Here is a 13,179-nt window from a genome sequence, read left to right as displayed (position 1 = left end):
AGTACCAGCGCTCGAGCGCGGAAGTGAACGAAGCCTTGTTGCTGGGCGAAGTGAAAGAAGCCCTGCCGAGCCCCATCCTGCCCTTGCAGGCCGGTCCGATCAGCTTGGTGCAGATGTGGATCGAGCCGCAGGTCGCCGGACGTGCGTTGCACGACGGTCACACTCATTCGAGGAGAAGGCCCGGTTGACCGCGGAGCGCGCCCCCATCGGCGGATTGGTCTGCGAGTCCCTGGCCAAGCGCTGAGAGCGCCTCGCGCGCGAGCGCGCGTGCGAGCTGCACTGCGACGGCTGGTGAGGGAAGCCCGAGAACATCGGCGAAGAGAGCCTCCCCGCGTTCGCGCGCGCTCTGCATCAAGAGCTCACGGAAGGCGCGGCGCATGGCGTGCCTTACCCGACGAAGCTCGTCCTTCGTGAGCTGCGACGCGCACCAGGCATGGATGTCCCAGGCCAGCTGCCCGTGATGCGCCTCGTCGCGCGCAATTTCGTACATGACGTGGCGCACGTCCTCGTCGCTCACGTGCACGGCTTGGTTGGCGGCGACGAGCGCCGCGAACGCTTCGAATACGCATCCCTCCGTCGCATTCTCGATAGCGAATTCGAGGAGAGAGCGGCCTCGTGCTCGAGCCTCGATGGGGATGTCCACCGGACGGCCGCCGCGGCGGTGCGCCAAGATCCGCATCATTCGGGCATGGCGCACCTCCTCGGCAGCCGCGCCGAGGGCCCGCTCGGAGAGCTGGTTCGGCGCCCCGAAGGCCTCGAGCTCCTCGCGGAGCGCGAGGAAGCTGTGCACGCTGCCCTGCTCCGCGGAAGCGGCACGGGCGAGCCACGCACCGAGCGCGTCTCGCCCGCCCCCGCGCGCACCGTGGGTCCAGTTCGCGTGACGCCTTCCTTCACACAGGTACACGGTGGTCATGTCGCAGCGGATGGTCACGCTCTCTTCGGCTGCGGAACCCGCGGCGCCGCCCGCGCCCGCTTGCGGGAGCGGGTCGACGACGGCGCAGTCATGCACGCCCTTCACGTTGAAATTCTCGAAACGAAAGGCCTCGGTGCAGAGCCGCTCGCACTCGGAAGGCTCGAGCGTGCCGTTTTCGCCGAGGGAAGCGCGCAGCTCCGTCAGGGGGACGTCCTTTTCGCTCTCACCACGCGCAGGCTGGTTGTCGCAGTCGCCCGTGTCGAGGCACCCGGGAACGAGCGCTGCGATCAGGGCGACGAGGGAAAAGCGGGCGTGATTGGACATGGTTCACCTCAAGGAAGCCCGCAGATGGCGGTCATGACGTCCGGATGGTCGAGGCGAGCGCCCTCGGCGCATTGCGTCTCACTGTGGCGATAGCCGTAGTTGCAGCGGACGATCTTGTCGTGCGGATAGGAAACCGTAGAACTTTCGCCCGTGTCAAGCCCCGCGGGGACGGCGCCTGGCGAGCCGTTTTTGTTTTGGCCCATCAGACACCCGCTTGCCCCGCAGGGCGCCCTCCGCCGCTGCGTCGCCCGCCGTGAAGGGCTCGCGGCATCACCGATCCCACCGTATGGCCACGCTGCGCGCGTGGACGCATGGGCTGGCTTTCTGGAGAGCGCGGAGGGGCGAGAACTCATGGCCCTGTGTCCTGGCGCTCGCGTTCTACCCGGGAACGCGAGCGGAACCCTGCACGACTCCCGTGCTCGCCGCTTCCCCGCAGGAATTCGACGCCCGGAGAGGCGCCCGACCGCCGGGGGGGCGCGGCGCCGTGAATGCCACGTCTGCTCCGAGCATCCAAGGACGCAACCAGAGCGCAACCCGCCCTTGGGTCGCGAGGCGCGAACCTCCGAGCCGAGCATCGTTTACTTTCCGGGAGATGCCGATGCGTCATCACCGAGTCCGCCAGCGTCACGATCGAGCCGGTCTGCCGGAGCGCGCGCGAAGAGCCGTCGACAGGCACGAGCATGACGAGCCGGCGAGCGGCGCTCGGGAGGCGCGGGCTCGGGCATGTACCCGGAGGGCCGGGGCGGCAGGCCCGGCGTTCCTGCTGCTGGCTGCGCTCGGGGCGAGCCCCGGCTGCGCCGGCGCCGGCGAGGGGGGCTCGGAGGCGCACGCCGCGCTGCGGGAGGCGTTCCCCGAGCATGCGGCGGCCCTCGAAGGCGCCGAGCGCTTCGCCGCCATCCCGGGGAGCGGCTTCGAACTCCCCGGGATGGCGGCGCGGCGCCGGCTCCGGCTGCGGCTCCCGGAGCGTGGGGAGGGCGCTCTTCGCTTCGCCTTCGCCGACGGGCTCGCGATCGACGTCCGCGAGGCGAACGCGCACGGCGCGGGGCGGCTCGAGGAGGGCAGCGTCGCGTATGCGCTGCCGGGGGGCGCGTCGTTCTGGACGGCGACCGAGGACGGCTATGAAGAGTGGCTGTTCTTCAGCGCGGGAGTCGAGCGTGGGCGGCCGGCCGCGCGGTGGAGCGTCAGCGGGGCCTCGCCGCGGCTGCGCGGCGACATCGTGGAGGTGGTCGACGCGAGCGGCGCGGCGCGCGTCCGCGTGTCCGCGCCGGCCGCGTACGCGGCGGGAGGGCGGCCCGTCGCCACGCGGCTCAGCGTCGAGGGCGGATCGATCGCCCTGTGGGTCGACGCCGCGCCCGGGGTGGCGCTGCTCGTGGATCCGAGCTGGGTCGCGGCAGCATCGATGAACCGCCCGCGCGCAGGGCAGCAGGCGATTCGCCTCCTGGACGGCCGGGCCCTCCTCATCGGCGGAGACCCGAAGGCCTTCGGCGAAGAGCCGAGGGCCGACTCCGCCGAGCTCTACGATCCGGCGACGGACACGTTCATCCCCGCGGGCACGATGACGGACGACCGGAGCGGCCATTCGACCACGCTGCTGCAGGACGGCAGGGTGCTCGTCGCCGGCGGGTGGAGCTGGATCTCGGCCAATACTTCCACCCTCGTCGACACGGCGGAGGTCTTCGATCCTGCGGCGGGCACCTGGACGGCCGTGGCGTCGATGCCCAGCGTGGGATCGGGACACGCGCCGCTCTTGCTTCAAGACGGGAGCGTCCTGGCCTTCAGCCCCTCCGGCGCCGAGATCTACGAGCCTGCCGTCGACACGTGGACTGCCAGGTCCACGCCGGGCATCGCGGGGTGCTGTGTCACCAGCACGCCGCTCCCGAGCGGGAAGGTCCTCGTCACGGGGTCGCCAGGCGCGCACGGCGCCAATCAGGCCGCGATCTATGACCCGGCGGACGACACGTGGGCGCCCGCCGCGACGATGAACGCTCGTCACGGAGACGGTTACGAGGCGACGCTGCTCCATGATGGAAAGGTCCTCGTGGTGGCGACCTCCTGGAACGACCGCAACGCGGAGGTCTACGACCCCGCCGCGGACACGTGGACCCTCGCCCCGGGGCTGCCTCACATCCTGCGGCAGCCTTTCGGCGAAGGGGGCTACGTGGACAGGCCCCTCCAGGGGCGGACGATCACGCTCTTGCCGGACGGACGCGTGCTCGTCGCCGGAGGGTTCGAGGCATTCTGGGAAGACTGCCGTCCCGGCGTCAGCCAGGGGTGTTTCTACACCGAGGAGCACACGAACGTGACCCACCTCTACGATCCGTCGAGCGGCAGCTGGACGGCCGGGCTGCCCATGTCCACCGTGCGCAGCTACCATTCGGCGACGCTGCTGCTCGACGGCAGCGTGCTCGTCGCGGGCGGTCAGGTCTTGCCGACGTATACCCCGGATGAAGGGCGCACCACGAGCGCCGAGCGCTTCATCGTGGGAGGCGCTGCCTGCGCGTCTGCCGCCGAGTGCGCAACCGGCTTCTGCGTCGACGGTGTCTGTTGCGGATCGGCGTGTGACGCAGGCCCATGCGATGCCTGCTCGGTCGCCGCGGGCGCGGCGTTCGATGGAGTCTGTGCGCAGCTCACGGGCCCTGTGTGCGACGACGGCGATGCGTGCACGCAGGGGGATAGCTGCAGTGGCGGCGTCTGCAGGGGCACTCAAGGAGAGGCAGACGGGTGCGGGACCGGTGAGGGCGGCAGTGGCCCGGCTACGGGCGGCGGCGGTACGGGGGCTGGCGGCGGAGCGGGCGCTGGCGGCGGCGTTACGGGCGCCGGCGGCGGCGGAGCGGGGGCTGGAGGCGGCGGAGCGGGGGCTGGCGGCGGCGGAGCGGGCGCTGGCGGCGGCGGAGCGGGGGGCTCCAACGCTGCTTCGGCAGGCGCCGGCGCGACCGGCAGCAGTTCCTCGTCATCCGCACCGAGCGGGGGATCCGCACCGAGCGGGGGTGGCTGTAGCCTCAGCGGCACGATGCCGAGCTCCACACCCCACGTGGGCCTGCTCTCGACGTTCGCCCTGATGTGCCTGCGGTGGCGACGGGGAGCTACGTCGCGCAGAGCGCCGAGGAATGCTCGCTAACGCGTAGGTAAACCTGCGCGAAGGCAGCGCGCTGCTCGACGAGGTGAGCGGGCGCGACCTGCTCGGCATCCTCGGGTTGCGCAACCGGGAAGAGGCGATGGTGCTCCGCAACGCCATCGTGACGTACGCCACGCCGCTCGGGAACGAGGCACCATCAGCAGAAGAACTGGGTTGGCCATCTAGGCACCTGCCATTCATTGTTCCATCTCACGGAGGGTCCTGGGTTGTCGTCTCGAGCCGTCGGCCACTTGGTCGATCCGCTCTTCAAGAGCCCTTGAGATCGGGTCCTTGGGGTCCTGCCTGCGGGCATCCGCGATCACCCCACGCGCTCGCTGCACCTGCCCGTCGAGAAGTAGCGCCAGCGCGAGATTGGCCCGAAGGCCCGCGTCCTGCGGCGCGAGCTTGGTGAGGCGGTCCGCGATTGTAACTGCATCTCCGGACTTGCCGAGCTCCAAGCACTCGACGACGAGCTCGCGCCCGACGTCCGGATTCTCGGGCTGAAGAGCGTAGGCGGACGCGAATGAGCCATGCGCCTGTAGATGGTCATCAAGCGCCTGAAATGCCTTGCCACGAACCCACAGAGCCGCCCAATTTGACGGGACGAGGCTCAGCGCCCGATCGAGACATGCAATGCCGGCCTCCAGGCGCATCGCACGTTCCGCGTCCTTGGCCGCCGCTCGGCCGTGCAAAGTCATGTACGGATTGATCAGATCCACGCCGCGCTTGTACACGACATCATGGTCCGCGGGCAGGGAGTTGCAGCCGACGTCCGGAGTGGGCGCCTGAGTCGGAGCCGTAGGGCTTGTATGGGCACTCGTATCTCTGTCCTGACGACACGCGACGCCGAGGAGCGCGAGCAACAGAACGAACAAAGAGCGGTAGTTCATAAGGGCATGGCTGACGTCGCAATTGGCTGTGATGCATGACGCACCTACGAATTCACATGCAGGCCGCGAGCCGTGGTGCCCTATCTCCATATTCCCGAGGATAAGTCGCGGCCCATCATGGCCTATCTCCGCAATCCCGCAGATAGGCCGCGACCTTCCGCAGCCTATCCGCGGGATCGCGGAGATAGACCGCCGCTGCGTACCTACGTGTTCCCGCTGCCAGGTCTCGGACGGCGACGGCGTGTCGTCGCGCAAGATTCGCGCCGACGGCTGGGTGCCCATCCGCTTCCACAATGGCAAGCCCCCACGGCAGATGGGCGCGGAAGAGGTCACGGCCTTCCTTGAGGAATTTGCGGTCGCACGCCGCCCCGTCGCATCCACGCAGAACCAAGCAGCGCAAAGGGCCGTGCACGATGCCGGGCGCGCGGCGGAGCTGGCCAAGCGCGCGACATGCCGACCTCTCCGCCACAGCTTTGCGTCCCACCTGTTCGAGGCGGGCATCGACGTCCGGACGATCCAGACGCTGCTCGGCCACCAAGATGGGCGGACCACGATGATCGACATCCACATCGTCGACCGCGGCCCGCTCGGCGTCATCAGCCCCCTTAACCGCTGACCGCCGGGGCAGCGGCGAGCGCCTCGAGCTCCGACCCCACCCTGTCGTCCCAGCCCCGCTCATCGTGGAAGGTAGCGTACCTGACGGCTGCGCCGCCTTGTCAAGGAGACCAACGCTTGCTCGACGCGACGCGGCTCGCGGCGGCCTTCGAGCTCGGCCGCCGCGCCCATGCCGCGCCCACGCCGCGCGGGCTCGCCGAGGTGCGCGCCTCACCGACGCCGCGCGCGTGGCCCCTATTTCTTCCCCACGCGCCTCTTCATCGCCGCGAGCTCCGCGTCGATCTCGGCGTCCATGTCCCTCGACGGGAGCTTCCGGGCGGAGCTCGGGGACGGCTTCTCCGGAGGGCGCAGTCGACACGCGCGCCGTTCGCGTGATGCGTGTCGATCGAGTCATTGGATGTTCCCTCGTTGCCTTGAAGGACCTATGCGCGCAGGTAAAAGGAGCCGGAGGATGGCCGGATTTTTCACCCGGCTGGATAATGGCTATCCCGACGTCCGGCGCCATGCCCGGACGCCGCCGTCCACACGGCTGTAGGCTTATCGGTACAAGGTCTGTCGTGAGGTGACATAGCCATCATCGAATAAATTGTTGCGGCGCGCGGCCGAGCTGTAGGACAATGGTTCCGTGAATACGCTCGGCTCACGTCTCCACGGGTTCGCGCTGTTCTCCCTGATGCTCGCCCTCGCTGCCGGGTGCGGCAGCTCGTCCGACGACGCCGACGCCCCGGCGAGCGGCGAGGGCGACGACGAGCCGCCGCGGATGGTCGGGATGACGGCGGCCCACAACGCGGCGCGCGCCGCGGTCGACCCGCCCGCCGATCCGCCGCTGCCCCCGCTCTCGTGGTCGTTCGAGCTCGCCGCGGTGGCTCAGGCCCATGCCGACAAGTGTGTGTTCCGCCACAGCGCGAACGGCTACGGAGAGAACCTCTTCGCGACGTCGAGCAGCGCCTCACCCGCCCCCGAGGATGTCGTCGGCTCGTGGATCAGCGAGGCGGTCAGCTACGACCTCGCGAGCAACGCCTGCAGCGCCGCCACGTGCGGCCATTACACCCAGGTGGTCTGGGCCGACTCCCTGCAGCTCGGCTGCGGGATCGCCAGCTGTGCGGACGGCTCACCGTTCGAAGGGGTCAGCGCCTGGCAGTTCTGGGTGTGCACTTACGATCCTCCCGGCAACTTCGTCGGCCAGCGCCCCTACTGAGCCGGGTGCGCAGCGCGCCGTGAGCCGCCCGCGTCTCGTAGGATTGCGGCGGACGTTCCTGGAGGGTGGCGCAACCGCTCGCCGCCGCCGCCGCCGCCACCAGCAGGACCAGCACCCCTGCGGGCGACCATCTCGTCGAGGTGACGAAGGTCGACCTGTTCTCACGGCGGCGGGCTGAAGTGAAGCGAGCCCTCGACCTTCGTCGCTCCTGGACACCTCAAGGTATCGGTGAGCGTCTCGAGGTTCAGGGCAACCATCGCTCGAGGGCACTGAGCCCGCTCAAGTCGACGAGCGCATCGGAGCCAAAGGGATCGGAAAACTGGTAGCTGCCTCCGCCGACGCAGTACCAGCGGTCACCGCTCGGCGAGGGCACGCGCAAGAGGCCCATTTCGACGTTCACGGCTTCGTTCGTGACGCCTGGCGTCGGGCGAGCGCCGCTCAGGAGCAAAGGGTCAGGCCTTCGCCCGTGCGAAGACGAACCATGTCCCGACTGTTCCACGTGGCTTCCCATTCGGCGCGGTCGATCTTGCGATACGTGACCTCGCTCCCTCCCAACGTCCCAGCGGAGCGCGGGGGCTGCCCGTCGTTGCTCGTGCCGCCGGGTTCGCCGCTGCACGCGCTTGCGCAGAGGGCTAGACCGAGAACCAATGCAAAGCGCATTCGCCAAGCCTTCATTTCAGGATACATCGAGTCAAAGCGACGCCAGATGTGGATTGCGCCGCAGGTCGCCGGACGTGTGTTGCACGACGGTCACCGCGCCGCGCTTGGCCGCGCCGAGCGCGCCTCGGCGCACGGCGCGCTCTTCATACAACCGCTCCACGCTCTCTACGAAGAGGCGCGTTGGCGCGCTGAAGAGCGCGCCGTCCTGGGCCAGTATGCGCGGCCACGTTAATCTGCGATTTCCATCCACGGGCCTCGGGTCGGCGAGACAGCCGGCGGGGTGGCGCGATGCGCTGAGGTGGATGCTTTACCCGGTCGCGCCATGTCACGTACGTTCAGGACGTACGCTCGAAAGCGGTGGCGCGATCGATGACTCGCGCGGCGGCCGGGCGCGACGCTCGACGGGTCACGAGGCACAGTCATGGCAGAACAGGGCGCGTACACGTTCACCGCGAAGCTGCATGAGGGCGCGGGCGTGGTGATCCATCGGGCCGTCCGCGCCCGCGACGGCGCCCGCGTGGTCGTCAAGATCGGCAAGGGCGGGCCGCTCGCGCCGGCGATCCACGGCGCGCTTCGGCGGGAGTTCGCGGTGCTGCGATCGCTCGACCTGCCGGGCGTGATCAAGGCGCACGCGCTCGAGACGATCGGCGACGAGCTCGCGCTGGTGCTCGAGGACTGCGGCGGTCGCTCGCTCGACGTGCTGTTCCACGCCGGCGCCCTCGACCTCGCGGCGGTGCTGGCGATCGGCGTCGAGGTGGCGGGCACGCTCGACCTGCTGCACCGCTATCCGCTGCTGCACCGCGACATCAAGCCGCACAACATCGTCCACGACCCGGCGACCGGGCAGGTGAAGCTGATCGACTTCAGCCTGGCGATCGCCGGCGGCGAGGACGAGGCGTCGCGCGTCGATGCGGGCGCGGGGATGGCGGGCACCCTGGCGTACATGTCGCCCGAGCAGACCGGGCGGATGAACCGGCCGGTCGACGCGCGCTCGGACCTGTACTCGCTCGGCGTGACGCTCTACGAGCTCGTGACCGGGGTGCTGCCGTTCGAGGCCGGCGACGCGATGGCGCTGGTCCACAGCCAGCTCGCGCGCGTGCCGGTCGCCCCGGCGGTGCTGATGCCGAAGGTGCCGGCGGTGCTGTCGGACATCCTCATGAAGCTGCTCGCCAAGGCGGCCGAGGATCGCTACCAGAGCGCGGCCGGGTTGCGGGCCGACCTGCAGCGCTGCGCGGCCGCGTGGGAGGCGACGGGGACGATCGAGCCGTTCGCGCTCGGCAGCGCCGACCGGCCGTCGACCCCGCGGATCCCGCCGCGCCTGTACGGACGGCAGCAGGAGGTCGACGTCCTGCGCGCGACCTTCGCCGGCGTCGCCGCCGGCGCGCGCACGCTGCTGCTCGTGCGCGGGCCCGGCGGCGCCGGCAAGTCGGCGCTGGTCCAGACGCTGGCGGCGCCGGTCGCCCGCGGCGGCGGGTTCTTCGTCGCCGCCAAGTGCGATCAATACGACCGCGGCGCGCCGTACGCCCCGATCGCCACGGCGCTGCGCGAGCTGTGCCGCACCCTGCTGACGGCCGCGCCCGAGGCCCTCGATGCGTGGCGGCGCGCCCTCGCGTCCGCCCTTGGCAGCAGCGGCAAGCTCCTCACCGATCTGATCCCCGAGCTCGAGCTCATCGTCGGCCCGCAGCCCGAAGTCCCGCGGCTCGGCCCGGCCGAGTCGCAGAACCGCTTCAACCTGATCTTCACCGCCCTGCTGCGGGTCTTCGCCGCCGCCGACCACCCGCTCGTGCTCGTGTTCGACGATCTGCAGTGGGTCGACCCGGCGTCGCTGCGCCTCTTGCAAGAGATGCTGCTCGACGCCGAGTGCAGGCACCTGCTGGTGCTCGGCACCTGCCGCGACGACGACGTCGGCCCCGGGCACCCGCTGCCGGCCGCGCTCGCCGATCTGCGCGCGGCGGGGGTCGAGGTCGGCGACGTGCCGCTCGGTCCGCTGGCGCTCGCCGACGTCGAGGAGCTGCTGGCGGACACGCTGGTGATGGAGCGGTCGCAGGTCGCCGCGCTGGCGCGGATCGTCGGCGAGAAGACCCACTGCAACCCGTTCTTCATCGGCCAGTTCCTGCTGCTGCTCGCCGAGGACGGCCTGCTGCGCTGGGACCCCGCCGCGCGCCGGTGGGTGTGGGACGACGCGCAGGTGCAGGCGCGCGACGTCACCGACAACGTCGTCACCCTCGTCACCAGCAAGATCCGCCGCCTGACCCCCGCGGCCCAGCGGCTGCTGCAGCGGGCCGCGTGCGTCGGCTATCGCTTCTCGTGGCGCGTGCTCGCGGCCGTCGGCGGCGACGACGGCGACGACGCGACCGCGGCGCTCGGCGAGCTGGTCCGCGAGGGCCTGATCGTGCCGCTCGCCGGCGGCGAGGGCGACGATCTCCACCGCTTCCTCCACGACCGCGTGCAGCAGGCCGCCGGCTCGCTGCTGGCGAGCGAGGTGCGGGAGGAGACGCACCTGCGCGTCGGCCGGCTGCTGCGCGACGCGTACCCGGCGAGCGTGCCCGACGAGGCGCTGTTCGAGGTCGTCGGCCACCTCGACGCGGCGCTTCCGCGGATCGACGGCGACGAGCGGCTCGAGCTTTCGCGGCTCAACCTCCGCGCGGGCCGGCGGGCGCGCGCGGCGACGGCCTACCACGCGGCGCGGCAGTACTTCCAGGCCGGCTGCGAGTGCCTCGGCGCCGACCCGTGGGCGCGCTGGTTCGAGCTCGGGTTCGCGCTGCGCGTCGAGCTGGCCGAGTGCGCGTACCTGTGCGGGGCGTTCGCCGAGGCCGACGCGCTGTTCGAGGAGGCGCTCGCGCGGGCGCGCTCGCGCGAGGAGCGGGCGCAGGTCCACGACCTCCGCGTCCTCCTGCACGCGGCGATGGGCGACTTCGCGGCGGTCGTCGCGGCCGGGCGCGCGGCGCTGGCGATGTACGGCTTCGGCCTGCCCGACGAGGGCCCGGCGCTGCAGGAGGCCGTCGCGGCCGCGTTCGTGGCGGCCCACATGAACCTCGGCGAGCGGCGGATCGGCGCCCTGCTCGACGCCCCGCCCGCGCGCGACCCGGACGTCGAGGTCGTGATGCGGCTCCTCGCGTCGATGTCGGGGCCGGTGTTCGTCGGCAGGCCGGCGCTGTTCCCCCTGATCGTGCTGCACATGGTCAACCTGTCGCTGCGCCACGGCAACGTCGACGGGTCGGACTACAGCTACGCGGTGTACAGCCTCCTGCTCGCCGGCGTCACCGGCGAGCTCGGCAAGGCCTACGAGTTCGGCGAGCTCGGGGTCAAGCTCAACGAGCGCACCGGCAACCTGCGCACCCGCTGCATGGTGCACTTCTTGTTCGGCACGTCGATCGTGTTCTATCGCCAGCCGTATTCGGCCGGCGAGGAATACCGCGATTCGGCGCGGCGCGTCGCGCTCGAGGTCGGCAACTTCGCCTACGTGTCGTTCTACTGCCTGCAATCGGCCGCGCTGGCGCTGATCGCCGACGCCGACATCCGCGGCGCCGAGGCCCGCATCGACGATGTCACGGCGCTGCTGCGGAAGACCCGCGACGTCGCGTCGACGGCGGTGGTCGAGTTCATGCGCCGCGTGGTCGTCAACTTGATGGGCGAGTCGGCGACGAGCGCCCTCGACGGTGACGGCTTCGATGAGGGCGCGTTCGTCGCCCACATGCCGCCCGGGGGGCTCGTGCCGTGGCTCTACGCGGTCAGCAAGCTGCGCCTCGCCTACCTGTACGGCGAGCACGAGCGCGGGCTCGAGCTCGCCGTCCGCGCCCGCGAGCTGCACGAGAGCGGCGCCGGGGCCGGGCACATGTACTCGCCCGAGCAGTACGCCTATTCGGGCCTGGTCGCCGCGGCCCGCTGGGACGCGGCCGGCGAGGCGGAGCGCGAGGCGCTGGCGCGACGGCTCGAGCGCGAGCGCGCGGCCCTGCGGCCGTGGTCGACGAGCAACCCGTCGCAGTTCGTGGCGCTCCAGCACCTGCTCGACGCCGAGGCGGCGCGCCTGGCCGGCCGCGACGCCGAGGCGATCGCGGGCTACGAGCAGGCGATCACCGAGGCGCAGGCGCGCGGGTTCGTGCTCCACGCGGCGCTGGCGAGCGAGTGCGCGGCGCGGCTCTACCTGCGCCGCAACCGTCGCGCGCTGGCCGGCGCCTACCTGCAGGACGCCCACGTCGGCTTCGCCCGCTGGGGTGCTGCCGCCAAGGCGAGCCAGCTGCAGCTCACCCGCGCCGACCTGCTCGCCCCGCCCGCGCCCGCGCGCGCCGGCCACAGCACGGGCCGCTCGACGACCACCACCCGCAGGCTCGGAGGCGGCTCGCTCGACCTCGAGGGCCTGATGCACGCCGCCCAGGCGGTCGCCGGCGAGCTGGCGCTCGACCGGCTGCTCGACCGCCTGATGCGGATCGTCATGCTCCGCGCCGGCGCCCAGCGCGGCTTCCTGCTCGTGCCGCAGGGCGAGGACCTGTCGATCGCCGCCGAGATGCGCACCGCGCCCGACGAGGTCCGCGTCGGCCTCGACCAGCCGATGCGCGACGACGCCACCCTGGCGACCTCGGTGGTCCGCTACGTCGCCCGCAGCCGCGAGGGCGTGCTGCTCGGCGACGCCGGCGCCGAGCCCCGCTTCGCCCGCGACCCCTACGTCGCCGGCCAGCGCCCGCGCTCGGTGCTGTGCCTGCCGCTGCTCCTCCAGGGCCGGCTGTCGGGGATCCTCTACGTCGAGAACAACGCGACCAGCGACGCCTTCGCGCCCGAGCGCGTCGAGCTGCTGCAGCTGCTGTCGGCGCAGGCGGCGGTGGCGATCGAGAACGCCCGGCTGTACGCCAGCGTGCAGCAGGCCCGCGGGCAGCTCGAGCAGCAGGTCGAGGCGCGCACACACGAGCTGCAGACCGCGCTGGAGCAGCTCCAGGCGGTCAACTCTGACCTGGTGCGCCAGGGCGAGGCGCTGCGCGAGGCCCACGCGCAGACGCGCCGCGAGATCGGCGAGCGCGAGCGGGCCGAGCGCGAGCGGTCGGCGGCGCAGGCGGAGATCTTGCGCGTCCAGGAGGAGCGCCTGGCGGACATGGCGGCACCGCTGCTGCCGATCACGGAGAGCATCGTTGTGATGCCGCTGATCGGGGTGCTCGACGACGCCCGCGCGTCGCAGGTGCTGGCGACGGCCCTCGAGGGCTCGGTCCGCACGCGCGCGCAGGTGGTGATCCTCGACATCACCGGCGTGCGCCAGCTCGACGCCGCCCCGGCGGCGATCCTCGCCCGGGCCGCGAGCGCGCTGCGCCTGGTCGGCGCCCAGGCGATCCTCACCGGGGTGCGGCCCGCGGCGGCCCAGCTGCTCGTCCGCGACGCCGCCGGGCTCGACGGCCTGCTGACGCTCGGCACGCTGCAGAGCGGCGTGGCCTACGCGCTCGCCCATACCCGCGGCCGCGGCTGAGGCGCCGGCGCCGCG

General features: G+C 71.5%; 9 protein-coding genes. 5 read left to right on the top strand and 4 right to left on the bottom strand.

Annotated features, from left to right (window positions below; translation table 11 throughout):
• The first annotated feature begins 23 nt into the window (after nt 1–23).
• Nucleotides 24–188 (top strand): hypothetical protein, encoded by a 165-nt coding sequence (locus WMF22_RS34390; RefSeq protein ID WP_438032533.1) that lies wholly within the window; start codon nt 24–26, stop codon nt 186–188.
• Here the strand turns inward: WMF22_RS34390 and WMF22_RS34385 are convergent.
• Nucleotides 164–1,237, bottom strand: a complete 1,074-nt coding sequence (locus WMF22_RS34385) for a ferritin-like domain-containing protein (RefSeq protein ID WP_437294201.1) — start codon at nt 1,235–1,237, stop codon at nt 164–166. The genes WMF22_RS34390 and WMF22_RS34385 overlap by 25 nt on opposite strands.
• Before the next feature lie 598 nt (nt 1,238–1,835).
• Between WMF22_RS34385 and WMF22_RS34380 the strand changes: the two genes are divergently transcribed.
• The gene (locus tag WMF22_RS34380) at nt 1,836–4,355 is read left to right on the top strand and encodes a Kelch repeat-containing protein (protein WP_438032532.1); all 2,520 of its coding nucleotides are present in this window, start codon (nt 1,836–1,838) and stop codon (nt 4,353–4,355) included.
• Nucleotides 4,356–4,549: 194 nt separating this feature from the next.
• On the opposite strand, the gene WMF22_RS34375 is transcribed toward WMF22_RS34380, so the two are convergent.
• A complete protein-coding gene (locus WMF22_RS34375) occupies nt 4,550–5,086 on the bottom strand; it encodes a tetratricopeptide repeat protein (protein ID WP_438032531.1) in 537 nt (178 codons plus the stop codon).
• A 397-nt stretch (nt 5,087–5,483) separates the two neighbouring features.
• On the opposite strand from WMF22_RS34375, the gene WMF22_RS34370 reads away from it, so the two are divergent.
• Both WMF22_RS34370 and WMF22_RS34365 read left to right on the top strand, forming a co-directional pair.
• The gene (locus WMF22_RS34370) at nt 5,484–5,858 is read left to right on the top strand and encodes a tyrosine-type recombinase/integrase (protein ID WP_437294198.1); all 375 of its coding nucleotides are present in this window, start codon (nt 5,484–5,486) and stop codon (nt 5,856–5,858) included.
• A 624-nt stretch (nt 5,859–6,482) separates the two neighbouring features.
• Nucleotides 6,483–7,055, top strand: a complete 573-nt coding sequence (locus tag WMF22_RS34365; protein WP_437294197.1) for a CAP domain-containing protein — start codon at nt 6,483–6,485, stop codon at nt 7,053–7,055.
• A 244-nt stretch (nt 7,056–7,299) separates the two neighbouring features.
• On the opposite strand, the gene WMF22_RS34360 is transcribed toward WMF22_RS34365, so the two are convergent.
• Nucleotides 7,300–7,455, bottom strand: a complete 156-nt coding sequence (locus tag WMF22_RS34360; protein WP_438032530.1) for a hypothetical protein — start codon at nt 7,453–7,455, stop codon at nt 7,300–7,302.
• Between the two features lie 291 nt (nt 7,456–7,746).
• Complete coding sequence (locus WMF22_RS34355) at nt 7,747–7,965, bottom strand: hypothetical protein (protein ID WP_437294195.1); 219 nt, start codon at nt 7,963–7,965, stop codon at nt 7,747–7,749.
• Nucleotides 7,966–8,136: 171 nt separating this feature from the next.
• On the opposite strand from WMF22_RS34355, the gene WMF22_RS34350 reads away from it, so the two are divergent.
• Entirely contained in the window at nt 8,137–13,164 is a 5,028-nt protein-coding gene (locus WMF22_RS34350; protein WP_438032529.1) for an AAA family ATPase, read from the top strand.
• Nucleotides 13,165–13,179: the final 15 nt, after the last annotated feature.

It is taken from the genome of Sorangium sp. So ce204 (assembly GCF_051526795.1).
GTDB classification, from domain to species: domain Bacteria; phylum Myxococcota_A; class Polyangia; order Polyangiales; family Polyangiaceae; genus Sorangium; species Sorangium cellulosum_B.
Note: the sequence above shows the minus strand (reverse complement) of the source record. Positions and strands in the feature narration are given on the sequence as shown.

What these genes read in the sequence shown, in the direction of transcription:
- WMF22_RS34380 (WP_438032532.1), top strand. Translation starts at nt 1,836, where the DNA reads ATGCGTCATCACCGAGTCCGCCAGCGTCACGATCGAGCCGGTCTGCCG.
- WMF22_RS34385 (WP_437294201.1), bottom strand. Translation starts at nt 1,237, where the DNA reads ATGTCCAATCACGCCCGCTTTTCCCTCGTCGCCCTGATCGCAGCGCTC.
- WMF22_RS34350 (WP_438032529.1), top strand. Translation starts at nt 8,137, where the DNA reads ATGGCAGAACAGGGCGCGTACACGTTCACCGCGAAGCTGCATGAGGGC.